Origin of the sequence: Streptomyces novaecaesareae (assembly GCF_000716875.1) — a bacterium.
GTDB classification, from domain to species: domain Bacteria; phylum Actinomycetota; class Actinomycetes; order Streptomycetales; family Streptomycetaceae; genus Kitasatospora; species Kitasatospora novaecaesareae.
Window position 1 is genome coordinate 72,870 of sequence record NZ_JNWQ01000029.1, and the last position, 25,609, is coordinate 98,478.

Genomic DNA, 25,609 nt, shown 5'->3' on the forward strand with positions numbered 1-25,609 from the left:
GCTCGCGTCGGCACCAAGAACGACGAGGAGGCCATTGCCGTGCAGGACACCGAACCGGTTCCCGCGGCAGTGGCCTCCTCGCGTGTACGCGCAGGCGGGGCATCCGCACACCCGCGCCTGTGACCAGTAGGTGCAAAAAGGAGAAGTCCATGCAGGAGACGCAGGAGACCGCGCAGGACCCCAAGGCCGGCTCGCGCCGCCGGGTGCTGCTCAAGCTGTCCGGTGAAGCCTTCGCCGGTGGCGGCGGGCTCGGCGTCGACCCGGACGTCGTGCACGCGATCGCCCGGGAGATCGCCACCGTCGTCCGCGCCGGTACCGAGGTCGCGGTGGTCATCGGCGGCGGCAACTTCTTCCGGGGCGCCGAGCTCCAGGTCCGCGGCATGGACCGGGCCCGCTCCGACTACATGGGCATGCTCGGCACCGTCATGAACTGCCTGGCGCTGCAGGACTTCCTGGTCAAGGAGGGCATCGAGACCCGGGTCCAGACCGCCATCACCATGGGCCAGGTCGCCGAGCCGTACCTGCCGCTGCGCGCCGTCCGGCACCTGGAGAAGGGCCGCGTGGTGATCTTCGGCGCCGGTATGGGCATGCCGTACTTCTCCACCGACACCACGGCCGTCCAGCGCGCGCTGGAGATCCACGCCGACGTCCTGCTGATGGGCAAGAACGGCGTGGACGGCGTCTACGACTCCGACCCGCGGACCAACCCGGACGCGGTCAAGTTCGACGCGCTGGAGTACTCCGAGGTCATCGCGCGCGACCTCAAGGTCGCCGACCTCACCGCGATCACGCTGTGCAAGGACAACAACCTTCCGATGCTGGTCTTCGAGCTGCTGGCGGAGGGCAATATCGCGCGTGCGGTGAAGAGTGAGAAGATCGGCACACTCATCAGCCAGGATTCTGTCCGGGCCTGAGCAGCAACCAGCCGTACGGGACGGCGCGGGAGCCGCTACCGGCCTCCGAGCCGTCACCGGTCGGAACAACAGCAGATGAACCGGACAGGGAGACCACAGTGATCGAAGAGACCCTCCTCGAGGCCGAGGAGAAGATGGAGAAGGCCGTCGTCGTCGCCAAGGACGACTTCGCCGCCATCCGCACCGGCCGCGCGCACCCGGCGATGTTCGCCAAGATCGTCGCGGAGTACTACGGCGCCGTGACGCCGATCAACCAGCTGGCCTCGTTCTCGGTGCCGGAGCCCCGGATGGCGGTCGTCTCGCCGTTCGACAAGACCGCGCTGAAGGCCATCGAGCAGGCGATCCGCGACTCCGACCTGGGTGTCAACCCGTCCAACGACGGCAACATCATCCGCGTGGTGCTGCCCGAGCTGACCGAGGAGCGCCGCCGGGAGTTCATCAAGGTCGCCCGCGGCAAGGGCGAGGACGCCAAGGTCTCCATCCGTTCGGTGCGCCGCAAGGCCAAGGACGCCATCGACAAGCTGGTCAAGGACGGCGAGGTCGGCGAGGACGAGGGCCGTCGCGCCGAGAAGGAGCTCGACGACACCACGGCCAAGTACGTGGCCGCCGTCGACGAGCTGCTGAAGCACAAGGAAGCCGAGCTGCTCGAGGTCTGATGAACGACGCCCCTGACGCCCCTGGCTACTGGGGCCCGTCCGACCAGCAGTTCCAGCCCTACCGCCCGGCGCCGCAGCCGCAGGCACCCCGTGACCCGGCCGCGCCGGGGCCGGGGTACGGCGAGCAGCCGGCGCCGGTCCAGGGACACCCCGGCCACCCGGGCGGCCAGGCCGTGCCCCCGGGCGTGCCGGGTGCCGTCCCGGGGGACCAGGGCCTCCGTTCGGATCACTCGCGGCAGCCCCCGGTGTACTGGGGCGGCGACGCGGAGGAGACTCGGGTCATGCCGCCCGTACCGGCCGACCCCGGCCCGCCTCTCGGTGCGCCCGACCGCGGCCGACCGGCCGCCCCCGCCCCCGGTGCGTCCGCGGCGGAGCCGGCCCGGGAGGCCGGCCGGCTGAGCGGTCCGCTGTTCCGGGACGAGCAGCCCGGGACGGCGCCGCCCGGTGTGTCGGAGACGGTCGTGCTGCGTGCGATATCGCCCGACGTCGCCCCCGCCCCCGGTCACGGCACCCCGCCGCACCCGGGGGCACCGGTGCATCCCGCGCCGCCGCCCAGCCACCCGGCGGCCGGACAGCCCCGCTTCGTGCCGTCGTCCCATCCAGGGCAGGAGACACCCGTGGCCGCCCAGCCCGACCCGCAGCCGCAGCCGCCCAAGCAGCGCGGTGGCCGTAACCTCCAGGCCGCAATAGGCGTGGGGGTCGGCCTCGGCGTGGTGATCATCGCCTCGTTGTTCGTGGTGAAGGCGCTGTTCCTGGTCGTCGTGATGGCCGCGGTCGCGGTCGGCGTCTGGGAGCTGACCAGCCGGCTCTCCGAGCGCAAGCAGATCAAGGCGCCGCTGGTCCCGCTGGTCGTGGGCGGCGTCGCGATGGTCGCCACCGGCTACTGGTCCGGGGTCGAGTGGGCCGCCGCCTCGCTCGCGCTGACCGGCCTGGCGGTGATGGTCTGGCGGATGGCCGAGCCGCCGGAGAACTACCTGCGGGACATAACGGCGGGTGTGTTCACCGCCTTCTACGTGCCGTTCCTGGCCACCTTCGTGGCGATGATGCTGGCAGCCGACGACGGCCCGCAGCGGATCGTGCTCTTCCTGATCGTCACGATCTGCAGTGACACCGGCGCCTACGCCGTGGGCTACAAGTTCGGCCGGACCAAGCTGGCCCCGACGATCAGCCCCGGCAAGACCCGCGAGGGCCTGGCCGGTGGCATCGCCTTGTCGATGCTGGCCGGCGCCCTGCTGATGCAGCTGATCATCGACGACGGCAGCTGGTGGCAGGGCCTGATCCTGGGCGGCTGCGCGGCGGTCACCGCGACCCTGGGTGACCTGGGCGAGTCGATGATCAAGCGCGACCTCGGGATCAAGGACATGGGCACGCTGCTGCCCGGCCACGGCGGCATCATGGACCGGCTGGACTCGCTCCTGCCGACCGCCCCGGTGGTGTGGCTGCTGCTGGCGGCCTTCGTCGGCAGCTGATCCTCGCGTATCGCGGAGGGCCCCGGACGCCGGCGTCCGGGGCCCTCGCGCGTCTGCGACACTGGAACAACCATGCCTAAGCCCGGAGAACTCACCTTTGTCGCGCCGCGCGGCGCCAAGCCCCCGCGACACCTCGCCGACCTGAGCCCCGCCGAGCGCAAGGAGGCCGTCGCCGAGCTGGGCGAGCAGCCGTTCCGCGCCAAGCAGCTCTCCAACCACTACTTCGGCCGGATGTCGAACGACCCGGCGAGCTGGACGGACATCCCCGCCGCCAGCCGGGAGAAGCTCACCGGGAGCCTGCTGCCCGAGCTGATGTCGGTGGTGCGGCACGTCTCCTGCGACGACGACGCCACCCGCAAGACGCTCTGGAAGCTCTTCGACGGCACGCTCGTGGAGTCCGTGCTGATGCGCTACCCGGACCGGGTCACCATGTGCATCAGCTCGCAGGCGGGCTGCGGCATGAACTGTCCGTTCTGCGCCACCGGTCAGGCCGGGCTGACCCGCAACCTCTCCACCGGCGAGATCGTCGAGCAGATCGCCGCCGGGATGCGCGCGCTCAAGGCCGGGGAGTTCGGGGCGCGCGGGGCGTCCTCCGCCGAGGACGGCAGCGGTCCGGCCGGCGAGGCGCGGCTGTCCAACGTGGTCTTCATGGGCATGGGCGAGCCGCTCGCCAACTACAACCGGGTGCTGGCCGCGATCCGCCGGCTGACCGACCCGGCGCCGGACGGCTTCGGCCTGTCCCAGCGCGGCATCACGGTCTCCACCGTCGGGCTCGTCCCGGCGATGCACCGCTTCGCCGACGAGGGCCTCAGCTGCCGTCTGGCGCTGTCGCTGCACGCCCCGGACGACGAGCTGCGTGACGAGCTGGTGCCGGTGAACACCCGGTGGAAGGTCGCCGAGGTGCTGGACGCGGCGTGGAACTACGCGGAGAAGTCCGGCCGCCGGATCTCCATCGAGTACGCGCTGATCAAGGACATCAACGACCAGGCCTGGCGGGCCGACCTGCTCGGCCGGTTGATCAAGAACCACCGGGTGCACGTCAACCTGATCCCGCTGAACCCGACGCCGGGTTCCAAGTGGACGGCCTCCCGGCCCGAGGACGAGCGCGAGTTCGTCCGTCGGCTCCGGTCCCACGGGGTGCCGACGACCGTCCGCGACACCCGTGGCCAGGAGATCGACGGCGCCTGCGGCCAGCTCGCCGCGGCCGGCTGACCGGGGCGGTCAGCGCAGTCCGGCGGCCGCCAGCGCGGCGGTCGCCCCGCCGGTCAGCAGCAGCGTGGTGCCGACGGCCAGGGTGCGCAGCGCGACCGCGCCGAACAGCAGTCGGGGCGAGGTGCCGAGGCGCAGCAGCACCTCGGTGACGTCCCGGCGGTCGGTGTGGACCTCGGCCAGCCGGGCGATCACCGCGGCGGCCGCGCAGCCGAGCACCAGGCAGGCCTCGACGGCGGGCAGGGCGTCGGCGCTGCCGGGGGTGCCGATCCAGTAGCGGATGGTGGTGAGCACCAGCGCGACGGCGAGGGTGAGGATGGCCAGCGGCGCGCCGAGGCGGGGGGCCTGGGCGGTGAGCCCGCGTCCGGCCAGCAGCCGCAGCGGGGTGGGCCGGCCGAGGGCGAGCAGTCGTCCGGCCCAGGCCAGCAGCGGGCCGGTGAGCAGGGCGAGGCCCAGCGCGCCGGCCGCCCAGCCGCCGAGGGCGGCGGTGCTGGTGGTGCCGAGCCCGGCGGGCAGGTGGATCGGGCGGCCGTCGGCGGCGGCGCCGGGCCGCAGCGCGATGAGTTCGAGTGCGGCGCCGATCACGCCCAGCCCGATCGGCAGCGCGATCCGCCAGACGCCGAAGTCGGTGCGGCGGCGGGTGCGGCCGCCGGGCAGGTCCTCGGCGACGGGCACCGCGCAGGCGGCGGAGATGCCGGCGGTGAGCGGGACCAGGGCGAGCAGGGTGACCGGTGCGGCGGGCGGCAGCGGCACGCCCATGCCGAGGTCGGGGGCCAGCGAGGGCCCGGCGATGTCGTTGCGCAGCACCAGGAAGGCCAGCAGGGTGAGCACGCTGCCGAGGGTGCAGGCGAGGGCGACCTCGCCGGCGATCAGGGCCCGGATCCGGCGGGAGCCGGCTCCGGCGGCGGTGAGGCCGGCGATCCGCTCGGGCCGCCGGGCGGGTACCGAGCGGGCGGCGACGGCGGCGAACCAGGCGACGGCGGCGAGCGGGGGCAGACACCAGAGCAGTCGGACCAGCGGGTCGGCGCCGCCGAGCGGGTCGCTCATCGCCCGGCCGAGGGAGCGCAGCAGGAAGGCGGCGACCACGGCGGCGGCCAGTGCGGTGAGCAGCCAGCGGCCGAGGTCGGGCACCCGGTAGCCCCGGGCCAGACGGAGATAGAACACGGCGACTCTTTCAGCGGCTCGGCGTCGTCAGCGGCTCGGTCGTCGTCAGCGGCGGGTGGCCGTGACGGCGGGCGCGCCGGAGGTCCCGCGCGGGACGGGGGCGGCGGGGGCGGTGAGCCGTCCGTCGACGAGGGCGACGGCGCGGTCCGCGAACCGGACGAGTTCGGGGTCGTGGGTGGCCAGGACGAGGGTGAGCTGGTGCGAGCGGGCCGCGCTGGTCAGTATCCGCAGGACCTGGTCGGTGGCCTCGCGGTGCAGCGGGGCGGTGGGGTCGTCGGCGAAGACGACGGGCGGCAGCGGGGCGAGGGCGCGGGCGACGGAGACGCGCTGGCGCTGGCTCTGGACCAGCCGGTCGGGGCGGTGCCGGGCGAAGTCGCCGACGTCCAGGCGCTCCAGCCACTCGTCGGCGGCGGTGTACGCGGCCTTGTTGCCGGCTCCGGCGAGCAGCAGCGGCAGGGCGACGTTCTCCCGGGCGGTCAACTCGGGGACGAGGTGCGGCTCGGAGCCGACGAAGCCGAAGCGGTCGCGGCGCAGCCGTTCGCGGCCGGCCCGGTTGAGGGTGTGCACGGGGGCGCTGTTGAACCAGACCTCGCCCTCGTCGACCGGGAGTTGGGCGGAGAGGCAGCCGAGCAGGGTGCTCTTGCCGGAGCCGCGCGGGCCGGTGACGGCGAGCACCTCGCCCTCGCGGACGCCGAGCGAGATGCCGCGCAGGGCGGGGGTGCCGTGATGGGACTTGACGATCCCCCGGGCCCACAGCACGTCGTTGTCAGGCGGTGCCGCTGACATGAGGTTCCATCCTGGGTGGCCGCAGGGATATGACAGTCGTCAGATTAGAACGACCGGGGCGGGTCGCGGTTGCGGCGCACTGGTCCATCACGGGCAAATCACCCGCATTCAGGCATGTTTGGTCATGCGACTGTGATGTTGCGGGTGCGCAGCGCCAGGGGCGGGAAACGCCGAAGGGCGGCCCCGCGGGGAGCGGGGCCGCCCTTCGGCGGAGGGTGGGGAGGAGGGCTCAGGGGATCAGAGCTTCGCCCACGCGTCGGTGAGGCTGGTCCGCAGGATCTGCTCGATCTCGTCGAAGGTCGACTGGTCGGAGATCAGCGGCGGGGCCAGCTGGACGACCGGGTCGCCACGGTCGTCGGCGCGGCAGTACAGGCCGTTGTCGAAGAGCGCCTTCGAGAGGAAGCCGTAGAGCACGCGCTCGGTCTCCTCCTCGTTGAAGCTCTCCTTGGTGACCTTGTCCTTCACGAGCTCGATGCCGTAGAAGTAGCCGTTGCCGCGGACGTCGCCGACGATCGGCAGGTCGCGCAGCTTGCTGAGGGTGCCCAGGAAGCGCGACTCGTTGTCGAGCACGTGCTGGTTCAGGCCCTCGCGCTCGAAGATGTCGAGGTTGGCGAGCGCCACGGCCGAGGAGACCGGGTGGCCGGCGAAGGTGTAGCCGTGCAGGAAGGTGTTGTCACCCTTGTAGAACGGCTCGGCGATGCGGTCCGAGATGATCGTGGCGCCGATCGGGGAGTAGCCCGAGGTCATGCCCTTGGCGCAGGTGATCATGTCCGGCACGTAGCCGAACTTGTCGGCGCCGAACATGGTGCCGAGGCGGCCGAAGGCGCAGATGACCTCGTCCGAGACCAGCAGCACGTCGTGGCGGTCGCAGATCTCGCGCAGGCGCTGGAAGTAGCCGGGCGGCGGCGGGAAGCAGCCACCGGCGTTCTGCACCGGCTCGACGAAGACGGCGGCGACGGTCTCGGGGCCCTCGAAGAGGATGGCCTCCTCGACCTGGTCGGCGCACCAGCGGCCGTACGCCTCGGGGTCGACGGTGCCGTCGGGGCCCTCCAGGTAGTGCGGGGCGCGGTAGATGTTGGTGTTCGGGGCCTTGTGGGTGCCCGGCACCAGCGGCTCGAACGGGGCCTTCAGGCCCGGCAGGCCGGTGATGGACAGCGCGCCCTGCGGGGTGCCGTGGTAGGCGATGGCGCGGGAGATGACCTTGTACTTGGTGGGCTTGCCGATCAGCTTGAAGTACTGCTTGGCGAGCTTCCAGGCGGTCTCGACGGCCTCGCCGCCACCGGTGGAGAAGAAGACCTTGTTGAGGTCGCCCGGGGCGTAGTTGGCCAGGCGCTCGGCCAGCTCGACGGCCTTGGGGTGCGCGTAGCTCCAGATCGGGAAGAACGCGAGTTCCTTGGCCTGCTTGGCGGCGACCTCGGCGAGCTCGGTGCGGCCGTGACCGGCCTGCACGACGAACAGGCCGGCCAGGCCGTCGATGTACTTCCGGCCCTTGTCGTCCCAGATGTAGGTGCCCTCGCCCTTGACGATCGTCGGCACGGGGGAGTTCTCGTACGACGACATGCGGGTGAAGTGCATCCACAGGTGGTCGTAGGCGGTCTTGGAAAGGTCCTTCTGCGCCGGGTCGGCTGTCATCGGGTGCCCCAGGTGTAGGTCTGTTTCCGGAGCTTCAGGTAAACGAAGCTCTCGGTGCTCCGCACGCCGGGAAGCGCGCGGATGCGCTTGTTGATCAGTTCGAGCAGGTGCTCGTCGTCCTCGCAGACCAGTTCGGCCAGGAGATCGAACGAGCCTGCGGTGCAGACGACGTAGTCGACCTCGTCGAGGGCGGCCAGTGCGTCGGCGACGGGCTCGATGTCGCCCTCGACCCGGATGCCGACCATCGCCTGGCGGGTGAAGCCGACGGTGAGCGGGTCCGTCACGGCGACGATCTGCATCACGCCCTGGTCGAGCAGCTTCTGGACGCGCTGCCGTACGGCTGCCTCGGACAGGCCGACGGCCTTGCCGATGGCGGCGTACGGGCGGCGCCCGTCCTCCTGGAGCTGCTCGATGATCGCCTTGGAGGCGGCGTCGAGGGGAACGCTGGCGTTCCGGTCGCGGTTGGCCACGCGGCCACTGTGCCTGATCGGTCCCGGGTACGCAAGCGTGGAAGCTGCTGATTTCGTCGCGATCTTGGAAAACGCGTACGGATTTCATCGCGTATATGCGATCGTCCTGCCGATTACGGCAGTGGTGCGGCTACCCTGGCACGGTACGCGCGCGGCCCCGCGGGATCCGGTGCGTACCCCCACCAGTGGACCGCGCCGTTTCGGGCACGGCCACTCGGCCCCCTTCGTACGCCGGATCCGCCGACGTACCATGGCGCCGGAATCTGCAATGCCGCAGGCCCCGACCGAGGAGAGACCCGTGAGCGACCTTCGCACGCTGCGCAACTACATCAACGGTGAGTTCGTCGACGCGGCTGACGGCCGCACGCTCGACATCGTGGACCCGACCACCGGCGAGGCGTACGCGACGTCGCCGCTGTCCGGTGCCGCGGACGTGGACGCTGCCATGGCCTCCGCCGCCGCCGCGTTCCCGATCTGGCGCGACGCCACCCCGAGCACCCGGCAGAAGCTGCTGCTCAAGATCGCCGACGCGGTCGAGGCCCGGGCCGACGAGATCGTCGACGCCGAGGTGCGCAACACCGGCAAGCCCCGCGCGCTGACCCTCTCCGAGGAGATCGGCCCGATGGTGGACCAGATCCGCTTCTTCGCCGGCGCCGCCCGCCTGCTGGAGGGCAAGGCCGCCGGTGAGTACATGGACGGGATGACCTCGATCATCCGCCGCGAGCCGGTCGGCGTCTGCGCCCAGGTCGCGCCGTGGAACTACCCGATGATGATGGCCGTCTGGAAGTTCGCCCCAGCCATCGCCGCGGGCAACGCCGTCGTGCTGAAGCCCTCGGACACCACCCCGGCCTCCACCGTGCTGCTGGCCGAGATCATCGGCGGTGTCCTCAAGGACCTGGAGCTGCCGGCCGGCATCTTCAACGTCATCTGCGGCGACCGCGAGACCGGCAAGCTGATGGTCGAGCACCGGACCCCGGCGATGGCCTCCATCACCGGCTCCGTCCGGGCCGGCATCCAGGTCGCCGAGTCGGCCTCCAAGGACGTCAAGCGCGTCCACCTGGAGCTGGGCGGCAAGGCCCCGGTCGTGGTCTTCGAGGACGCCGACATCGCCGAGGCCGTCGAGGGCATCTCGGTGGCGGGCTACTTCAACGCCGGCCAGGACTGTACGGCCGCCACCCGCGTGCTGGTGCACGAGTCGATCCACGACGCCTTCGTCGAGGCGCTGGCCAAGGCCGCGGCCGAGACCAAGACCGGCGGCGTGGACGACGAGGACGTGCTGTACGGCCCGCTGAACAACGCCAACCAGCTGAAGCAGGTGGCCGGCTTCATCGAGCGGCTGCCCGCCCACGCCAAGGTCGAGGCCGGTGGCCACCAGGTCGGCGACAAGGGCTACTTCTACGCCCCGACCGTCGTCTCCGGCCTGAACCAGGACGACGAGATCATCCAGAACGAGGTCTTCGGCCCGGTCATCACCGTGCAGAAGTTCACCGACGAGGACCAGGCCGTCGAGTACGCCAACGGCGTCGAGTTCGCGCTGGCCTCCTCGGTGTGGACCAAGGACCACGCCCGCGCCATGCGGATGTCGCGCCGCCTGGACTTCGGCTGCGTCTGGATCAACACCCACATCCCGCTGGTCGCCGAGATGCCGCACGGCGGCTTCAAGAAGTCCGGCTACGGCAAGGACCTGTCGTCGTACGGCTTCGAGGACTACACCCGGGTGAAGCACGTCATGACCGCGATCTAGCGGGTCATGACGGTCGGGCGCAGTATGACCGCGATCTAGCGGGTCATGACGGTCGGGTGCAGTATGACCGCGATCTGACCTAGTTCAAGTCGTACGAACTGACCGTGGGTCCGGGGCTTTCCGCCCCGGGCCCTGTGTCTTTGCATCCTGTCGGCGGATCGAGTGACCGGCTGACAAGATGAAACTGCACTTCCGTGACGGCCCGCCCTAGCCTTACGGCATGAGCATCCCCACCGCTGACTCAGCCGCCGGCCAGGCCGTCAAGGCCGCCGACCGCGCGCACGTCTTCCACTCGTGGTCCGCCCAGGCGCTGATCGACCCCCTCGCGGTGGCCGGCGCCGAGGGCTCGTACTTCTGGGACTACGACGGCAACCGCTACCTCGACTTCTCCTCGCAGCTGGTCAACACCAACATCGGCCACCAGCACCCGAAGGTGGTCGCCGCGATCCAGGAGCAGGCGGCGAAACTCTGCACCGTCGCCCCCGGCTTCGCGGTCGAGGCGCGCAGCGAGGCCGCCCGGCTGATCGCCGAGCGCACCCCGGGCGACCTGGACAAGATCTTCTTCACCAACGGCGGCGCCGAGGCCAACGAGAACGCCATCCGACTGGCCCGGCTGCACACCGGCCGGCAGAAGGTCCTGTCCACCTACCGCTCGTACCACGGCGCCACCGCCAACGCGATCGCCCTCACCGGCGATCCGCGGCGCTGGGCCAACGAGACCGGCGTCTCCGGCGTGGTGCACTTCTGGGGCCCGTACGCCTACCGCTCCAACTTCCACGCCGAGAACGAGGCGCAGGAGTGCGAGCGCGCGCTGCGGCACCTGGAGGAGGTGATCGCGTTCGAGGGGCCGGGCACCGTCGCGGCGGTCATCCTGGAGACCGTGGTCGGCACCGCGGGCATCCTGATCCCGCCGCCGGGCTACCTGGCCGGGGTGCGGGAGATCTGCGACCGCTACGGCATCGTGTTCATCCTCGACGAGGTGATGGCGGGCTTCGGCCGCACCGGCGAATGGTTCGCCGCCGACCACTGGGGCGTCACCCCGGACCTGCTCACCTTCGCCAAGGGCGTCAACTCCGGCTACGTGCCGCTGGGCGGCGTGGCGATCAGCGCCGAGATCGCGGCCACCTTCGCCGAGCGGCCGTTCCCCGGCGGGCTCACCTACTCCGGCCACCCGCTGGCCTGCGCCTCGGCGGTGGCCACCATCAACGCCATGGCGGAGGAGGGCATCGTCGAGAACGCCAAGCACATCGGCGAGACGGTGCTCGGCCCCGGGCTGCGCGAGCTGGCCGAGCGGCACCCGTCGATCGGCGAGGTCCGCGGCCTCGGCGTGTTCTGGGCGCTCGACCTGGTGAAGGACCGGGAGACCCGCGAGCCGCTCGTCCCCTACAACGCCGCCGGCGCCGCCAACGCGCCGATGGCCGAGCTGGCCGCGGCCTGCAAGCAGCGCGGGCTCTGGCCGTTCGTCAACATGAACCGCTTCCACGTCGTCCCGCCGTGCACCGTCACCGAGGAGGAGGCCAAGACGGGCCTCGCGGTGCTGGACGAGGTGCTGTCGCTCACCGACGCGCACACTGTCTGACGTACCTCCAGGACGGCCCCGGACACCTCCGTGCCCGGGGCCGTCCCACGCTCCGGAAGGCTCCCCATGCCCAGCTCCACCCTGACCCGCCGTTCGTCCAACTCCGCTGCTCTGCGCCGACGTTCCGTGCTCGGCGGGGCGGCGCTGCTCGGTGCCGGCACGCTGGCCGGCTGCGGGATCCCGTCCGCGTACGTCGCCGAGGACCGCCGCTCGGTGCCGGACCGTTCGGAGAGCGACCGGCGGCTCGCCTTCTCCAACTGGACGCAGTACATCGACACCGACGACCGGGGCGGGCGCCCGACCCTGGACGCCTTCAGTGCGAAGACCGGGATCGCGGTCACCTACACCGAGGACATCAACGACAACGACGAGTTCTTCGGCAGGATCAGCCCGGTGCTCACCCAGGGCGCGGACCCCGGCCGGGACCTGATGGTGGTCAGCGACTGGATGGCCGGGCGGTACGTCTCGCTGGGCTGGGTGCAGGCCATGGACCGGGCCAACCTGCCCAACGTCACGGCCAACCTGGACCCGCAGCTCGCCGACCCGGCCTTCGACCCCGGGCGCCGGCGCAGCGTGCCCTGGCAGTCCGGGATCACCGGCATCGCCTACAACCGCAAGGCGCTCGGCCGGGAGATCAAGTCCACCGCGGACCTGTGGGCGCCCGAACTCAAGGGCAGGGTCACGCTGTTCGCCGGGCTGGACGAGGCGCTCGGGCTGCTGATGCTCTCCCAGGGCGCGGACATCGCGAAGTTCACCGGGGACGACGCGGACAAGGCGATGGACCTGGTGCAGAAGATGGTCGACACCGGCCACGTCCGCCGCTTCACCGGCAACGACTACACCAGCGACCTCGCCTCGGGCGCGGCGCTCGCCTGCCAGGCCTACTCCGGCGACGCCGTCCAACTCACCGCCGAGAACCCGGACATCGAGTTCGTGGTGCCGGAGGAGGGCGGCGAGCTGTGGGCGGAGAGCCTGATGATCCCCAACCGGGCCGTCCACAAGCGCAACGCCGAGGCGCTGATCGACTACTACTACCAGCCCGAGGTGGCCGCCGAACTCGCCGCGTTCGTCCAGTACATCTGCCCGGTGCCGGCCGCCCGCGAGGTGCTGGCGGCCAGCGGCGACAAGGCGAAGGCCGAACTCGCCGAGAACCCGCTGGTGTTCCCGACCGAGGAGATGCGCGCCCGGCTGCGCACCATGCGCGACGTCACCTCGGCCGAGCGGCCGCAGCTGCACAAGGTCTGGGGGCGCATCACCGGGGTGTGAGGACAGCGGGACGGCGCCGGGGCGTGACGCGCGGGGCTCAGCGGCGGACGGCGTCCAGGGCGAGCAGCGCCACGTGCAGGGAGAGGCAGGACTCCACCTGGTCGAGGTCCACGCCGAGGATCCGCTCGACCTTGTGCAGCCGGTCGTAGAAGGACGGCCGGGACAGGTGCGCGGCGTCCGCCGCGGCCGACTTGTTCCGCCCCTGCTCCAGGTAGATCCGCAGCATCTGCACCAACTGGCCGTTGTGCTCGGCGTCGTGGGCCAGCAGCGGGCCCAGCTCCCGCTCCACGTAGGTCTGCAGCCGGGCGTCGTCGCGCAGCAGGTGGAGCAGGCCGCGCAGCCGGACGTCCGGCAGCCGGTAGTAGGAGGAGGTGCGGCTGCCGCCGGGCACGTCGTGCAGTGCGGCGTCGGCGACCTGGGTGGCCTCCAGCAGGGTGCGCCGGGCGTCGCGGACCGAGCCGACCGAGGAGCCGACCGCGACCACCGGGCCCGCCGGGTCGCCGCCCTCCCGGCCGGCCTCGGCGGACATCCGGCGCAGGGTGGCCGAGAAGGCGTCCAGTGAGGCGTGCTCGTCCTGCTGGGTGCCGAGCGAGATCAGCAGGCCGACGCCCTCGTCGTCCAGCGCGCCGACCAGGGCGGAGAGCCGGGCGGCCCGGGCCGCGCCCGCGGCCAGCTCGGTGAAGTCGCGCAGCCGGGCCTGGGCCTCCAGCGCGGCCGGGATCGGCCCGCGCCGCTGCCGCAGCACCACGCCGACCAGCCGCCGGCCCTCCAGCGGGACGCCGAGCGCCTGGGCGCGCAGCGCCGCCTCGGAGACGGTCAGGGCGTGGGTGAGGATGCCGGAGAGCAGGGTGCGGTGGGTCTGCCGCTCCAGGGACTCCCGGTCGCGCACCACCAGCCGGTTGAGCGCCAGCGCGGACGCGCCGCGCTCCAGCAGCATGGTGTGCGGGTGGGCCTCGCCCTCGGGCAGTGGGCCGGGCTCCTGGACCAGGACGAGCCGGCCCCAGTCCTGGCCGCGGGCGCCGACGACGGTGACCAGCCAGCCGCTGCGCGGGTCGTGCCCGGTACGGCCGTCCGGCCGCACCCCGCGCGAGCGGCGCTCCCAGTCCTCCAGCACCTCGGCCTCCGGGCGCCCGGCGGTGTCGTGGGCCAGCACCTGGTGGGCCAGGTTCTCCAGGACGACCGGCGCGCCCGCCATCCGGGCCACCTGGCGGATCACCTCCGGTGGCTCGGCGCCCTCCACCACCAGCTCGTTGAACACCTGGTGGACGGACTCGGAGACGCGCAGCTGCTCCAGCTGGGCGTTGACCACCAGGGCGTGCACGGCCTCGGTGACGGCGACGAAGCGCAGCTCGCGGCGGAGCGTGATCAGCGGCAGCCCGCGCTGCTCGGCGGCGTTCACCAGGGCGCGGGGGAGCGCGTCGAAGTAGCGCCGCCCGAACTCGACGACCAGGCCGGCCACCCCGACGTCGTCCAGTTCGCGGACGTAGCGGGCCAGGCCCTCGCGGTCCTCGGGCAGCGCGATGCCGGTGGTCAGCACCAGCTCGCCGCCGCGGAGCATCCCGGCGACGTCCGGCAGCTCGCTGACGTGGACCCAGCGGACCGGCCGCTCCAGGTGGTCGGCGCCGGCCACGACCTGGGGCAGGCCGCGCCGCATCACCTCCAGGTCGAGTACGCGGGCGACGGTGGGGAGCATCGCGGGGCCTCCAGGGTCGTGGGGGACCAGAGTGTCAGGTAAATCATCCATCGCGGTGACGACCTGTTGCCCTGATCGAACCCTTGCACCTTGTAAGGCCCTGCGCGCCGAGGTTGTCGCAGTGACCCTTGTCGCGCCGGGGCGGCACCGGGCATGGTCAGCGGGTCGGCTGTGGCGAAAAACAGTCCTCACGCCGGAATCCGTAGCGTTAACCAGAACGCAACAGCGGAATCCCTTGTCCGGGCTCCGCCGGACTGTCAGGATCGCGCAACCCCGTTGATCGACAGGGCGGATTCCCTCTCACCGCTTCCCCCTCCCCGGGGGGAGTGTGCTCTCGCCGTGCGCAGTCGAACCACCGGCACTTGGAGGAACCAGATGGACCTGACCGACTTCGGCGCGGGCGCGCAGTACATCGCGGGCCGCCGGGCCCGGGGCGGCGGCGAAGCCTTCCAGGTCGTCAACCCCGCCGACGGCAGCGTGGTCGAGCAGGTCTCCCTGGCCACCACCGGGGACGTCGACGCCGCCGTCGCCGCGGCGAAGGCCGCCCTCCCGGGCTGGTCCTCGGCCACCCCCGGCGCGCGCTCCGAGGCGCTCACCCGGCTGGCCGCGGTGCTGACCGACGCCTGCGGCGACCTCGCCCGGGTGGAGACCGCGCAGACCGGCAAGCCGGTCAAGCTCGCCACCGAGTTCGACGTGCCCGGCACCATCGACAACGCCGCGTTCTTCGTCGGCGCCGCCCGCAACCTGGAGGGCAAGGCGGCCGGCGAGTACTCCGGCGACCACACCTCCTACGTCCGGCGCGAGGCGATCGGCGTGGTCGGCTCGATCTCGCCGTGGAACTACCCGTTGCAGATGGCCGCCTGGAAGATCCTCCCGGCGATCGCGGCGGGCAACACCATCGTGCTCAAGCCGGCCGAGCTGACCCCGCTGACGTCGCTGATGTTCGCCGCGGCGTGCACGGCGGCGGGCATCCCGGACGGCGTGGTCAACGTGGTCACCGGCGCCGGGCGCACCGCCGGCGAGCACCTGGTCGCGCACCCGGACGTCGCGATGGTGTCCTTCACCGGCTCCACCGCGGTCGGCAGGAGGGTCGCCGAACTCGCCACCGCGAGCGTCAAGCGCACCCACCTGGAGCTCGGCGGCAAGGCCCCGTTCGTGGTCTTCGACGACGCCGACCTGGACGCCGCCGTGCACGGCGCGGTCGCCGCCTCGCTGATCAACGGCGGCCAGGACTGCACCGCCGCGACCCGCGCGTACGTCCAGCGCCCGCTGTACGACGCGTTCGTGGCCGGGGTGGCCGAGCTGTTCGCGGCGATCCGGATCGGTGACCCGCTGAACCCGCACACCGACCTCGGCCCGCTGGTCTCCTACACCCACCGGGACCGGGTGGCCGGCTTCGTGGAGCGCGCCCGCTCGTACGCCACCGTGGTCACCGGCGGCCGCGTCCCCGAGAAGGGCCACGACGGCACCGACCTCACCCGGGGCGCGTACTACCCGCCCACCCTGGTCACCGGCGCGGCGCAGGACAGTGAGGTCGTCCAGGGCGAGATCTTCGGCCCGGTGCTGGTCGTGCTGCCCTTCGACGGCGACGACGAGGGCCTGCGGCTGGCCAACGACACCCCGTACGGCCTGGCCGCCTCCGCCTGGACGGGCAACGTGCACCGCTCGCTGCGCGCCACCCGGGAGCTGGCCGCCGGGTGCGTCTGGGTCAACGACCACATCCCGATCATCAGCGAGATGCCGCACGGCGGCTACAAGGCCTCCGGCTACGGCAAGGACATGTCCCAGTACTCGCTGGACGAGTACACCCAGGTCAAGCACGTCATGTTCGACACCACCGCGGTGGCCCGCAAGGACTGGCACCGCACCGTCTTCGGAGACAGATAACCCACGGACCAGGGCGCTCCCCCCCACGCGCCCTTATGCCCCCCAGGAGGCCCGTTCCATGACGTTCAAGGCGTTCAACGAGCTCACCGACGGTCTGCCCGAACCGGTCCGCAGGGCCTGGGAACGCAGCCTGACCAGCGGCCGGGCCGCACTCGGCCGCCGCACCCTGCTGCGCGCCGCCGCGCTGACCGCCGGAGCGGGCACCCTGGCGGCCTGCGGCATCCCGGCGGCGCCCCGGGCGACCGGCGACTCCACCGCGAACGCCGCCAAGGACCTCTCGGACACCGAGAAGGAGGTCTCCTTCTCCAACTGGCCGCTCTACGTGGACACCGACGAGAAGGACAAGGAGAAGCACGGCACCCTGGAGGCCTTCACCGCGGCCACCGGGATCAAGGTCAAGTACACCGAGGACGTCAACGACAACGTCGAGTTCTTCGGCAAGATCAAGCCGCAGCTCGCCTCCGGCCAGGACACCGGCCGCGACCTGATGGTGCTCACCGACTGGATGGCCGCCCGGCTGATCCGGCTCGGCTGGGTGCAGAAGCTCAACCCGGCGAACGTCACCACCGCGATCACCAACGTCGAACCGCGCTTCCGCGCCCCCGACTGGGACCCGGGCCGGCTCTACTCCTACCCGTGGGCCGGCATCCAGGTCGTCGTCGCCTACAACAAGAAGGCGACCAAGGGGAAGGAGGTCACCAGCGTCTCCCAGCTGCTGGACGACCCCGAGCTCAAGGGCCGGGTCACCTTCCTCTCCGAGATGCGCGACAGCATCGGGATGGTCCTGCTGGACATGGGCAAGGACCCGGCGAAGTTCACCGCCGACGACTTCGACGCCGCGATCGCCCGGCTGCAGAAGGCCGTCGACGGCAAGCAGATCCGCCGCTTCACCGGCAACGACTACGGCCAGGAACTCTCCTCCGGCGACATCGCCGCCTGCATCGCCTGGGGCGGCGACCTGATCCAACTGCGCGCCGACAACCCGGACATCGAGTTCGTCGTCCCGGAGAAGGGCTTCCTCTCCTCCACCGACAACATGCTGGTTCCGGCCAAGGCGCAGCACAAGGCGAACGCGGAAAAGCTGATCGACTTCTACTATCAGCCGAAGATCGCGGCGCAGCTGGTCGCGGGCATCGGCTACGTCTCCGCCGTCACCGGGATGAAGGACGAGCTCGCGACCCTCGCCCCGGACAGCGCGGCCAACCCGCTGGTCGTACCCACCCCCGAGATGGCGGCCAAGGCGCACGTGTTCCGCACCCTCACCGAGAGCGAGGAGAGCGACTTCGAGCAGAAGTTCTCCAAGCTCATCGGCGCCTGACCCCCTCCCGGCAGAGAACCGCAGAGACCAGGAAGACAGACCCCATGACAGACCAGCAGCGAGACGCGGCCGCCGGCGGCGACGTCCGGCTCACCGGCATCGGCAAGACCTACGGCTCCTTCACCGCCGTCCACCCGCTCGACCTGACCGTCCCCCAGGGTTCCTTCTTCGCCCTGCTCGGCGCCTCGGGCTGCGGCAAGACCACCACCCTGCGCATGATCGCCGGCCTGGAGGAGCCCACCAGCGGCACCGTCCTGATCGGGGGCCAGGACGTCACCGCCCTGCCCCCGTACAAGCGGCCGGTGAACACCGTCTTCCAGAGCTACGCGCTCTTCCCGCACCTGGACATCTTCGAGAACGTCGCCTTCGGCCTGCGCCGACGCGGCAGGAAGGACGTCAGGAAGCAGGTCGACGAGATGCTGGAGCTGGTCGAACTCGGCCAGTACGCCCGGCGCAAGCCCCACCAGCTCTCCGGCGGCCAGCAGCAGCGCGTCGCCGTCGCCCGCGCCCTGATCAACCACCCGCAGGTGCTGCTCCTGGACGAGCCGCTCGGCGCGCTCGACCTCAAGCTCCGCCGCCAGATGCAGCTGGAGCTCAAGCGGATCCAGACCGAGGTCGGCATCACCTTCGTGCACGTCACCCACGACCAGGAGGAGGCCATGACCATGGCCGACACCATCGCGGTGATGAACGGCGGCCGGGTCGAGCAGCTCGGCGCGCCCGCCGAGCTGTACGAGAACCCCGCCACCACCTTCGTGGCCAACTTCCTCGGCCAGTCCAACCTGCTGCCCGCCGAGGTCACCGGCAGCGCGAACGGCGACCTGCTGCTGAGCGCGGCCGGCGCCCGGCTCACCGTGCCGAAGGCGCGCTGCGCCACCGACGCCAAGCGCGTCCACCTGGGCGTGCGCCCGGAGAAGATCACCATCACGCACGCCTCCGAGGAGGTCGCCGACGGCCGCAACCAGCTGGCCGGCACCGTCCTCGACTCCAGCTTCATCGGCGTCTCCACCCAGTACGTGGTGCGCACCGAGAGCGGCCAGGAGGTCAGCGTCTTCGAACAGAACATGGAGCGCGACGCCCGGATCGTCCCCGGCGCGGCCGTCCGGCTGCACTGGAACCCGGCGCACTCCTTCGCCCTCGACGCCTCGCAGGCGATCGACGCGGGCACCGCGGAGGAGGCCGCATGACCGCCGCCACCCCGGCCGCTCCGACCCGGGCGATACCCCCCGACGGCACTCCCGCGGCCCCGGCCGAGCGGAAGCCGAAGCGCAAGCTCACCCCCTACTGGCTGTTGCTGCCCGGCATCGCCTGGCTGGTCGTCTTCTTCGCCGTCCCGATGGTCTACCAGGCGTCCACCTCGCTGCAGACCGGTTCGCTCGAAGAGGGCTTCAAGGTCACCTGGCACCTCTCGACCTACTGGGACGCCCTGGTCGAGTACAAGTGGCACTTCGTCCGCTCGTTCTCCTACGCCGGCGTCGCCACCGTGCTCTGCCTGGCCGTCGGCTACCCGCTCGCGTACACGATCGCCTTCAAGGCGAACAAGCGCTGGCGCAACGTCATCCTGATCCTGGTCATCGCGCCGTTCTTCACCAGCTTCCTGATCCGCACGCTGGCCTGGAAGACCATCCTGTCCGACGGCGGCCCGGTGGTCGGCGCGCTGAACGCGCTGCACGTCCTGGACCTCACCAACCTGGTCGGGCTCACTGACGGCGACCGGGTGCTGGCCACACCGCTCGCGGTGGTCTGCGGCCTGACGTACAACTTCCTGCCGTTCATGATCCTGCCGCTGTACACCTCGCTGGAGCGGATCGACCCGCGCCTGCACGAGGCGGCCGGCGACCTTTACGCCCGCCCGTTCACCACCTTCCGCAAGGTCACCTTCCCGATCTCGCTGCCGGGCGTGGTCGCGGGCACCCTGCTGACCTTCATCCCGGCCTCCGGCGACTACATCAACGCCCAGCTGCTGGGCTCGCCGAGCGAGCAGATGGTCGGCAACGGCATCCAGAAGCAGTTCCTGAACGTGCTCGACTACCCCACGGCGGCCGCGCTGAGCTTCATCCTGATGGCCCTGATCCTGGGCATGGTGACGGTCTACATGCGCAAGGCCGGGACGGAGGAACTGGTCTGATGTCCCGGACAGTCAAGTGGATCCGCGCCCACCTGGTGGTGCTGGCCGGCCTGCTGGCCCTCGCCTACCTGGTGCTGCCCAACCTGGTCGTGCTCGCCTTCTCGTTCAACAAGCCGGTGGGCAAGTTCAACTACGAGTGGAACGAGTTCTCCACCGACGCGTGGACCAACCCCTGCGGCGTGGCCGACATGTGCCAGTCGCTCTCGCTCAGCCTGCAGATCGCGGTGTTCGCCACCATCGGCGCGACCGTGCTCGGCACCATGGTCGCCTTCGCGCTGGCCCGCTACCGCTTCCGCGGCCGCTCGGCCACCACCGCGATGATCTTCCTGCCGATGGCCATGCCCGAGGTGGTCATGGCCGCCTCGCTCGGGACGCTCTTCCTCAACATGCGCATCCCGTTCGGCTTCACCACCATCCTGATCGCGCACATCATGTTCTGCCTCAGCTTCGTGGTGACGGCGGTCAAGGCGCGCGTGATGAGCATGGACCCGAGGCTCGAACAGGCCGCCCAGGACCTCTACGCGACCCCCACCCAGACCTTCCTCAAGGTCACCCTGCCGCTGGCGGCCCCCGGCATCGCGGCGGGCGCGCTGCTCAGCTTCGCGCTCTCCTTCGACGACTTCATCATCACCCAGTTCAACTCGGGCCCGACCACCGTCACCTTCCCGATGTTCGTCTGGGGCGCCTCGCAGCGCGGCATCCCGGTGCAGGTGAACGTCATCGGCACCGCGATGTTCCTCGCCGCCGTCGCGCTGACCGTCGCCGGCCAGTGGCTCGGCAACCGCAGGAAGGCCACCGCCTGACGTACCGTCGGTCAGCGGTGGCTCGTAACGTCATCTATCCGTGGAAAGTGGCTGATAATGCATGGACTCCGCGCGCGCACTCAGTGACGCCAGGCCCACCCCCTTCTGGCTGGAGGACCCCGGCCGCCCGGCGGCGCTGCCCGCCCTGGTCGGCGACACCACCTGCGACCTGCTGGTCGTCGGCGGCGGCTACTCCGGCCTGTGGACCGCCCTCATCGCCAAGGAGCGCGACCCCGCACTGGACGTCGTGCTGGTCGAGGGCAACGAGGTCGGGTGGGCCGCCTCCGGGCGCAACGGCGGATTCTGCGCGGCCAGCCTCACCCACGGCTTCGGCAACGGCCTGGAACGCTGGCCCTCCGAACTCGGCCAACTGGAACGCCTCGGCGCCGCCAACCTCGACGCCATCGAGGAGACCATCAAGCGCCACGGCATCGACGCCGAGTGGGAGCGCACCGGGGAGATCGACGTCGCCACCCAGCCCCACCAGGTCGAGGAGCTCCACGAGGTCGCCGAGGCCGTCGCCCGGTACGGCCTCGACATCACCGTCCTGGACGCCGACCAGCTGCGCGCCGAGGTGAACTCGCCGACCTTCCTCGGCGGCCTCTGGGACAAGGAGGGCGTGGCGATGGTCCACCCCGCCAAGCTCGCCTGGGGCCTCAAGGACGCCTGCCTGCGCCAGGGCGTGCGGATCTTCGAGCACACCCGGGCCACCGACCTGCGGGAGTACGGCAGCGGCATGGCCGCCCGCACCCCGTACGGCCGGGTCTTCGCCCGGCGGGTCGCGCTCGGCACCAACGTGTTCCCGTCCCTGCTCAAGCGCGTCCGTCCGTACATCGTGCCGGTGTACGACTACGCGCTGATGACCGAGCCGCTCAGCGAGGAGCAACTCGCCTCGATCGGTTGGCACGGGCGGCAGGGGCTCGGCGACAGCGCCAACAAGTTCCACTACTTCCGGCTCTCCGCCGACAACCGGATCCTCTGGGGCGGCTACGACGCGGTCTACCACTACGGCGGCCACGTCCGGCACGAGTACGACCAGCGGCCGGAGACCTTCCGCACCCTCGCCACCAACTTCTTCCGCTGCTTCCCGCAGCTGGAGGGGCTGCGCTTCACCAACGCGTGGGGCGGCGCGATCGACACCTGCAGCCGGTTCTCGGCGTTCTTCGACACCGCGAACCGGGGCAAGGTCGCGTACGCGGTCGGCTACACCGGGCTCGGCGTCGGCGCCACCCGGTTCGGCGCCGAGGTGATGCTCGACCTGCTCGCGGGCGAGCGCACCGAGCGCACCTCGCTGGAGATGGTGCGCAGCAAGCCGCTGCCCTTCCCGCCCGAGCCGGTGCGCTGGGCCGGGATCGAGATCACCACCCGGTCGCTGGAACGGGCCGACCGCAACGGCGGCCACCGCAACCTGTGGCTGCGCACGCTCGACCGGCTGGGGCTGGGCTTCGACAGCTGACCCCCGACGCCTGCCCCCGGCGCCGCCGGATCGGATCCGCCCGTTCCCGCGACCTGTGCAAGGACCCGTGTAAGAGGGACCCGCCGTCCGCCTCTCCTAGGTGGCGGCGGGTCTCGGCCTTTCCCGCCGCGCCCCAACAGGACGAACGGCAAGAAGCGGGGACAGACATGGAGAGCACCGGACTGCACTGGCTCGCCCAGGTGGCACCGGACCCGGAAGCCTTCCGGGAACAGTGGGAGCGCACCCCGCTGGGCCTGATGCTGCTCCCGGCCGGCCGCCGCTGGGACGTCCTCTCCGTCCCCGGACGCCTCGGGCGGCCGGCACTGGAGATCCTGGGCACCGGCTCCCGCGGCCCGGTCCTCACCGACTTCGGCGAGGGGCACGTCAGCTTCCTGGTGCCGGTCGGCACCGCCGCGCGCTGGGTCGGCACCGGCGTGCGCGGCGCGGGGGAGGGCACCTGGATCGTCGTCCCGCACCCCGAGCGCAGCAGCCGGGGGGTGCGCTGGCTGGTCCCGCCGGACGGCTCCGGGCGGCTCAACGACCCGGTGCTGCTGGAGCTCGCCCTGCACGAGGCCGCGGCGGGGCTCAGCGGGTGGTGAGCGGCGCGCCCGGGCACCTGCGGGTGCCCGCGGCGTCCCGGTGGGTGTCCCGGTAGGAGTCCCGCTGTGCGGGTTGGTGGCGGCGCGCGGAGCGGGCGGTCGCGTCAGACTGGAGGCGTGACCACCGCCCCGCACACCGTCGACGCGTCCCTGCGCCCGGGCCCCGCCCAGCTGCGCCTGGCCGCCCTGGCCGCGCCGGTCTGTCACCGGTACGGCCTCGCCCTGGCCGGTGGGCACGCGCTGCGTGCCCACGGCGTCGCGGCCTGCACGCAGGACGGGCTCACCCTGGCGACCGGCGGGGCCGACCTGCCGGAGGTGGCCGACGCGCTGGGCGAGGCCTACCGGGCGGCGGGCGGCGGAGTCGCCGAGCGGCCGGGCACGCCGCGGCTGGAACAGCTGATCGTCCGGCTGGCACTGGGCGGGCGGTCGCACTCGGTGGAACTGCGCAAGGAGCCGCTGGGGCACCGGCCGGTCCGGCTCGACCTCGGCGTGCCCGGGCCGGACGAGCCGCCGGTGGTGCTGCCGGTCGTCGCCCTGGAGGACGCGGCGGCGCTGACCACCGCGCTGCTCGTGGACCGGGGCATGCCGCGCGACCTGATCGACGTGCACGCCCTCACCCGCTGCTACCGCGAGGGCGAACTGCTCGCACTGGCGGGGGAGTTGGACCCGGACTTCCAGCCCGTGGCGCTCGCCGACCGGCTGGAGACGCTCGCCGAGGCGGCGGACGGACGGTTCCGTGCCCGGGGCGTCCCGGCCGGGGCGGTGGAGGGGCTGAAGCGGTGGGCGCTGGCGTGGGCGCAGGACCTGCGGTTGGACCTGCTGGAGACCCAGGAGGCGGCGGACGGGTTGCACGACCCGTACCTGGAGGACGAGGAGGCCTGAGCTGCCCCGGCAGGGCCTTGGCGCGCGCACCCGTCCGGAGTAGCGACCGGACGACCTGTAAGGCTGAATCCAGGATCCCCGTCAGCCTGTTCGTTGAGCCTGGCCCGGTCGGCCACCAGACTGGAGACGAGAGCGCGGTAGCCCCGTGAATTCCCGTCGCCCGGCCCACTCGCGGGCGGCGCCAGACCGGACCGGTGGCAGGACGCCGCCCGGGACTTCGGAGGCAGACGGACTTGAGCAAGCACATCATTCACTGGATCGCCGGCAAGCCGGTCGCCACCGCCGGTGCGGCGCCCCGCCGCGGCGACGTCTTCGACCCGGCCACCGGCCAGGTCGCCGGCCACGTCGACTTCGCCGAGATCGCCGAGGTCGACCAGGCCGTGGCCGCCGCCGCCTCGGCGTTCACCGAGTGGCGCACCGCCTCGGTCGCCAGGCGGTCGACGGTGCTCTTCGCCTTCCGGGAGCTGCTGAACGCCCGCCGTGACGAGCTGGCCTCGATCATCGTGGCGGAGCACGGCAAGGTGCACTCCGACGCCCTCGGCGAGATCGCCCGCGGCCTGGAGGTCGTGGAGTACGCCTGCGGCATCCCGCAGCTCATCAAGGGCGGCTTCACCGAGCAGGCCTCCACCGGCATCGACGTCTACTCGATCCGCCAGCCGCTCGGCCCGGTCGCGATCATCTCGCCGTTCAACTTCCCGGCCATGGTGCCGATGTGGTTCTTCCCGATCGCCATCGCGGCCGGCAACACCGTCGTGGTGAAGCCCTCGGAGAAGGACCCGTCCGCCGCCAACTTCCTCGCCGAGCTGTGGAAGGAGGCCGGCCTGCCGGACGGCGTCTTCAACGTCGTCCACGGCGACAAGGTGGCCGTCGACCGCCTGCTGGAACACCCGGACATCAAGTCCGTCAGCTTCGTCGGCTCCACCCCGATCGCCCGCTACGTCTACGAGACCGGCACCCGCTACGGCAAGCGCGTGCAGGCCCTGGGCGGCGCCAAGAACCACATGCTGGTCCTGCCCGACGCCGACCTCGACCTGGCCGCCGACGCCGCCGTCAACGCCGGCTTCGGCGCGGCCGGCGAGCGCTGCATGGCGGTGTCGGTCCTGGTCGCGGTCGACCCGATCGGCGACGAGCTGGTCGAGAAGATCAAGCAGCGGATCGCCACCCTGAAGGTCGGCCCGGGCTGCAACGGCGACTCCGAGATGGGCCCGCTGGTCACCGGCCAGCACCGCGACAAGGTCACCTCCTACGTGGAGTCCGGTGTCGCCGACGGCGCCGAGCTCGCCGTGGACGGCCGCAAGCACCCGGTCACCGCCGAGGACAAGGACGGCACCCCGACCGCCGACGGCTTCTGGCTCGGCCCCACGCTGTTCGACCACGTGAAGCCCGGCATGTCCGTCTACAACGACGAGATCTTCGGCCCGGTCCTCTCCGTCGTGCGCGTCTCCTCCTACGACGAGGGCCTGGCGCTGATCAACGCCAACCCGTACGGCAACGGCACCGCGCTCTTCACCAACGACGGCGGCGCGGCCCGGCGCTTCCAGTTCGAGGTGGAGGTCGGCATGGTCGGCATCAACGTGCCGATCCCGGTGCCGGTCGCCTACTACTCCTTCGGCGGCTGGAAGGCCTCGCTGTTCGGCGACGCCCACGCGTACGGCCCGGACGGCGTGCACTTCTTCACCCGCGGCAAGGCCGTGACCCAGCGCTGGCTGGACCCGTCGCACGGCGGCATCAACCTGGGCTTCCCCACCAACAGCTGAGCCCCCTATCTCGCCGTCGAGCCGGCCGGACCCCTCTCCCCGGGGCCCGGCCGGCCGGCTTTGCACGCCGTTTGCATCCACCTGCCGAAGCGTGTAGAGTTCTTCGAGCTGCCTGGCAGGGAGCACCGGACACGCATCGGCGCGGACGGTCCCGGGGCAGCCAATCCTCTGAAACACCACTTCCCGGCTCGGGCTGG

The 25,609-nt window shown here is 71.6% G+C and carries 21 protein-coding genes; 16 read left to right on the forward strand and 5 right to left on the reverse strand.

Annotated elements, in window-relative coordinates:
* The first annotated feature begins 149 nt into the window (after positions 1-149).
* From pyrH to rlmN, 4 genes are all read left to right on the forward strand, one after another.
* Positions 150-914 carry a UMP kinase gene (pyrH, locus tag OP86_RS13605; RefSeq protein WP_030056790.1) on the forward strand — a complete coding sequence of 255 codons (765 nt, stop codon included), beginning with the start codon at positions 150-152 and terminating at the stop codon, positions 912-914.
* A gap of 98 nt (positions 915-1,012) precedes the next feature.
* Entirely contained in the window at positions 1,013-1,570 is a 558-nt protein-coding gene (frr, locus tag OP86_RS13610) for a ribosome recycling factor (protein ID WP_030056791.1), read from the forward strand.
* Positions 1,570-3,039, forward strand: coding sequence for a phosphatidate cytidylyltransferase (locus OP86_RS13615; protein WP_234434954.1), 1,470 nt, complete (start codon positions 1,570-1,572; stop codon positions 3,037-3,039). The genes frr and OP86_RS13615 overlap by 1 nt, the downstream gene beginning before the upstream one ends.
* A gap of 72 nt (positions 3,040-3,111) precedes the next feature.
* Positions 3,112-4,251, forward strand: a complete 1,140-nt coding sequence (gene rlmN, locus OP86_RS13620) for a dual-specificity RNA methyltransferase RlmN (protein WP_030257891.1) — start codon at positions 3,112-3,114, stop codon at positions 4,249-4,251.
* A 9-nt stretch (positions 4,252-4,260) separates the two neighbouring features.
* Here the strand turns inward: rlmN and OP86_RS13625 are convergent, their stop codons facing one another.
* From OP86_RS13625 to OP86_RS13640, 4 genes are all read right to left on the reverse strand, one after another.
* On the reverse strand, positions 4,261-5,412 hold the full coding sequence (locus OP86_RS13625; protein WP_051830051.1) for a hypothetical protein: 1,152 nt from the start codon (positions 5,410-5,412) through the stop codon (positions 4,261-4,263).
* 45 nt (positions 5,413-5,457) lie between these two features.
* Positions 5,458-6,198, reverse strand: a complete 741-nt coding sequence (locus OP86_RS13630) for an ABC transporter ATP-binding protein (RefSeq protein ID WP_030056795.1) — start codon at positions 6,196-6,198, stop codon at positions 5,458-5,460.
* A gap of 237 nt (positions 6,199-6,435) precedes the next feature.
* Positions 6,436-7,830, reverse strand: coding sequence for an aspartate aminotransferase family protein (locus OP86_RS13635; protein WP_030056796.1), 1,395 nt, complete (start codon positions 7,828-7,830; stop codon positions 6,436-6,438).
* Positions 7,827-8,300: an Lrp/AsnC family transcriptional regulator gene (locus OP86_RS13640; protein ID WP_030243538.1), complete on the reverse strand. Its 474-nt coding sequence runs from the start codon at positions 8,298-8,300 to the stop codon at positions 7,827-7,829. Before OP86_RS13640 ends, OP86_RS13635 begins: the two co-directional genes overlap by 4 nt.
* 268 nt (positions 8,301-8,568) lie before the next feature.
* Here OP86_RS13640 and OP86_RS13645 point away from each other — a divergent pair, with 268 nt between their 5' ends.
* The 3 genes from OP86_RS13645 to OP86_RS13655 all read left to right on the forward strand — a co-directional run bounded on the left by OP86_RS13645 (position 8,569) and on the right by OP86_RS13655 (position 12,889).
* Complete coding sequence (locus tag OP86_RS13645) at positions 8,569-10,044, forward strand: gamma-aminobutyraldehyde dehydrogenase (RefSeq protein WP_030056799.1); 1,476 nt, start codon at positions 8,569-8,571, stop codon at positions 10,042-10,044.
* A 220-nt stretch (positions 10,045-10,264) separates the two neighbouring features.
* Complete coding sequence (locus OP86_RS13650) at positions 10,265-11,623, forward strand: aspartate aminotransferase family protein (RefSeq protein ID WP_030056800.1); 1,359 nt, start codon at positions 10,265-10,267, stop codon at positions 11,621-11,623.
* Positions 11,624-11,689: 66 nt separating this feature from the next.
* The gene (locus OP86_RS13655; protein WP_030056801.1) at positions 11,690-12,889 is read left to right on the forward strand and encodes a polyamine ABC transporter substrate-binding protein; all 1,200 of its coding nucleotides are present in this window, start codon (positions 11,690-11,692) and stop codon (positions 12,887-12,889) included.
* A gap of 37 nt (positions 12,890-12,926) precedes the next feature.
* Here the strand turns inward: OP86_RS13655 and OP86_RS13660 are convergent, their stop codons facing one another.
* Complete coding sequence (locus OP86_RS13660; protein WP_030257894.1) at positions 12,927-14,582, reverse strand: PucR family transcriptional regulator; 1,656 nt, start codon at positions 14,580-14,582, stop codon at positions 12,927-12,929.
* A gap of 375 nt (positions 14,583-14,957) precedes the next feature.
* Here OP86_RS13660 and OP86_RS13665 point away from each other — a divergent pair, with 375 nt between their 5' ends.
* From OP86_RS13665 to OP86_RS13705, 9 genes are all read left to right on the forward strand, one after another.
* Positions 14,958-16,469 carry a gamma-aminobutyraldehyde dehydrogenase gene (locus OP86_RS13665; RefSeq protein ID WP_030056804.1) on the forward strand — a complete coding sequence of 504 codons (1,512 nt, stop codon included), beginning with the start codon at positions 14,958-14,960 and terminating at the stop codon, positions 16,467-16,469.
* 58 nt (positions 16,470-16,527) lie between these two features.
* The gene (locus tag OP86_RS13670; protein WP_078588811.1) at positions 16,528-17,787 is read left to right on the forward strand and encodes a polyamine ABC transporter substrate-binding protein; all 1,260 of its coding nucleotides are present in this window, start codon (positions 16,528-16,530) and stop codon (positions 17,785-17,787) included.
* Positions 17,788-17,831: 44 nt separating this feature from the next.
* Entirely contained in the window at positions 17,832-18,974 is a 1,143-nt protein-coding gene (locus OP86_RS13675; protein ID WP_030257897.1) for an ABC transporter ATP-binding protein, read from the forward strand.
* On the forward strand, positions 18,971-19,915 hold the full coding sequence (locus OP86_RS13680; protein WP_030056807.1) for an ABC transporter permease: 945 nt from the start codon (positions 18,971-18,973) through the stop codon (positions 19,913-19,915). The genes OP86_RS13675 and OP86_RS13680 overlap by 4 nt, the downstream gene beginning before the upstream one ends.
* A complete protein-coding gene (locus tag OP86_RS13685) occupies positions 19,915-20,718 on the forward strand; it encodes an ABC transporter permease (protein WP_030056808.1) in 804 nt (267 codons plus the stop codon). Before OP86_RS13680 ends, OP86_RS13685 begins: the two co-directional genes overlap by 1 nt.
* A 61-nt stretch (positions 20,719-20,779) precedes the next feature.
* Positions 20,780-22,174 (forward strand): NAD(P)/FAD-dependent oxidoreductase, encoded by a 1,395-nt coding sequence (locus OP86_RS13690; protein ID WP_030056809.1) that lies wholly within the window; start codon positions 20,780-20,782, stop codon positions 22,172-22,174.
* Between the two features lie 167 nt (positions 22,175-22,341).
* Entirely contained in the window at positions 22,342-22,773 is a 432-nt protein-coding gene (locus OP86_RS13695; protein WP_030056810.1) for a bifunctional DNA primase/polymerase, read from the forward strand.
* Positions 22,774-22,890: 117 nt separating this feature from the next.
* Positions 22,891-23,655: a nucleotidyl transferase AbiEii/AbiGii toxin family protein gene (locus OP86_RS13700; protein WP_030056811.1), complete on the forward strand. Its 765-nt coding sequence runs from the start codon at positions 22,891-22,893 to the stop codon at positions 23,653-23,655.
* Between the two features lie 233 nt (positions 23,656-23,888).
* Positions 23,889-25,412 (forward strand): CoA-acylating methylmalonate-semialdehyde dehydrogenase, encoded by a 1,524-nt coding sequence (locus OP86_RS13705; protein ID WP_030056812.1) that lies wholly within the window; start codon positions 23,889-23,891, stop codon positions 25,410-25,412.
* Positions 25,413-25,609 lie beyond the last annotated feature (197 nt).

What these genes read in the sequence shown, in the direction of transcription:
- pyrH (WP_030056790.1), top strand. Translation starts at nt 150, where the DNA reads ATGCAGGAGACGCAGGAGACCGCGCAGGACCCCAAGGCCGGCTCGCGC.
- OP86_RS13615 (WP_234434954.1), top strand. Translation starts at nt 1,570, where the DNA reads ATGAACGACGCCCCTGACGCCCCTGGCTACTGGGGCCCGTCCGACCAG.
- rlmN (WP_030257891.1), top strand. Translation starts at nt 3,112, where the DNA reads ATGCCTAAGCCCGGAGAACTCACCTTTGTCGCGCCGCGCGGCGCCAAG.
- OP86_RS13630 (WP_030056795.1), bottom strand. Translation starts at nt 6,198, where the DNA reads ATGTCAGCGGCACCGCCTGACAACGACGTGCTGTGGGCCCGGGGGATC.
- OP86_RS13635 (WP_030056796.1), bottom strand. Translation starts at nt 7,830, where the DNA reads ATGACAGCCGACCCGGCGCAGAAGGACCTTTCCAAGACCGCCTACGAC.
- OP86_RS13645 (WP_030056799.1), top strand. Translation starts at nt 8,569, where the DNA reads ATGCCGCAGGCCCCGACCGAGGAGAGACCCGTGAGCGACCTTCGCACG.
- OP86_RS13650 (WP_030056800.1), top strand. Translation starts at nt 10,265, where the DNA reads ATGAGCATCCCCACCGCTGACTCAGCCGCCGGCCAGGCCGTCAAGGCC.
- OP86_RS13655 (WP_030056801.1), top strand. Translation starts at nt 11,690, where the DNA reads ATGCCCAGCTCCACCCTGACCCGCCGTTCGTCCAACTCCGCTGCTCTG.
- OP86_RS13660 (WP_030257894.1), bottom strand. Translation starts at nt 14,582, where the DNA reads ATGCTCCCCACCGTCGCCCGCGTACTCGACCTGGAGGTGATGCGGCGC.
- OP86_RS13665 (WP_030056804.1), top strand. Translation starts at nt 14,958, where the DNA reads ATGGACCTGACCGACTTCGGCGCGGGCGCGCAGTACATCGCGGGCCGC.
- OP86_RS13670 (WP_078588811.1), top strand. Translation starts at nt 16,528, where the DNA reads ATGACGTTCAAGGCGTTCAACGAGCTCACCGACGGTCTGCCCGAACCG.
- OP86_RS13675 (WP_030257897.1), top strand. Translation starts at nt 17,832, where the DNA reads ATGACAGACCAGCAGCGAGACGCGGCCGCCGGCGGCGACGTCCGGCTC.
- OP86_RS13680 (WP_030056807.1), top strand. Translation starts at nt 18,971, where the DNA reads ATGACCGCCGCCACCCCGGCCGCTCCGACCCGGGCGATACCCCCCGAC.
- OP86_RS13685 (WP_030056808.1), top strand. Translation starts at nt 19,915, where the DNA reads ATGTCCCGGACAGTCAAGTGGATCCGCGCCCACCTGGTGGTGCTGGCC.
- OP86_RS13690 (WP_030056809.1), top strand. Translation starts at nt 20,780, where the DNA reads ATGGACTCCGCGCGCGCACTCAGTGACGCCAGGCCCACCCCCTTCTGG.
- OP86_RS13695 (WP_030056810.1), top strand. Translation starts at nt 22,342, where the DNA reads ATGGAGAGCACCGGACTGCACTGGCTCGCCCAGGTGGCACCGGACCCG.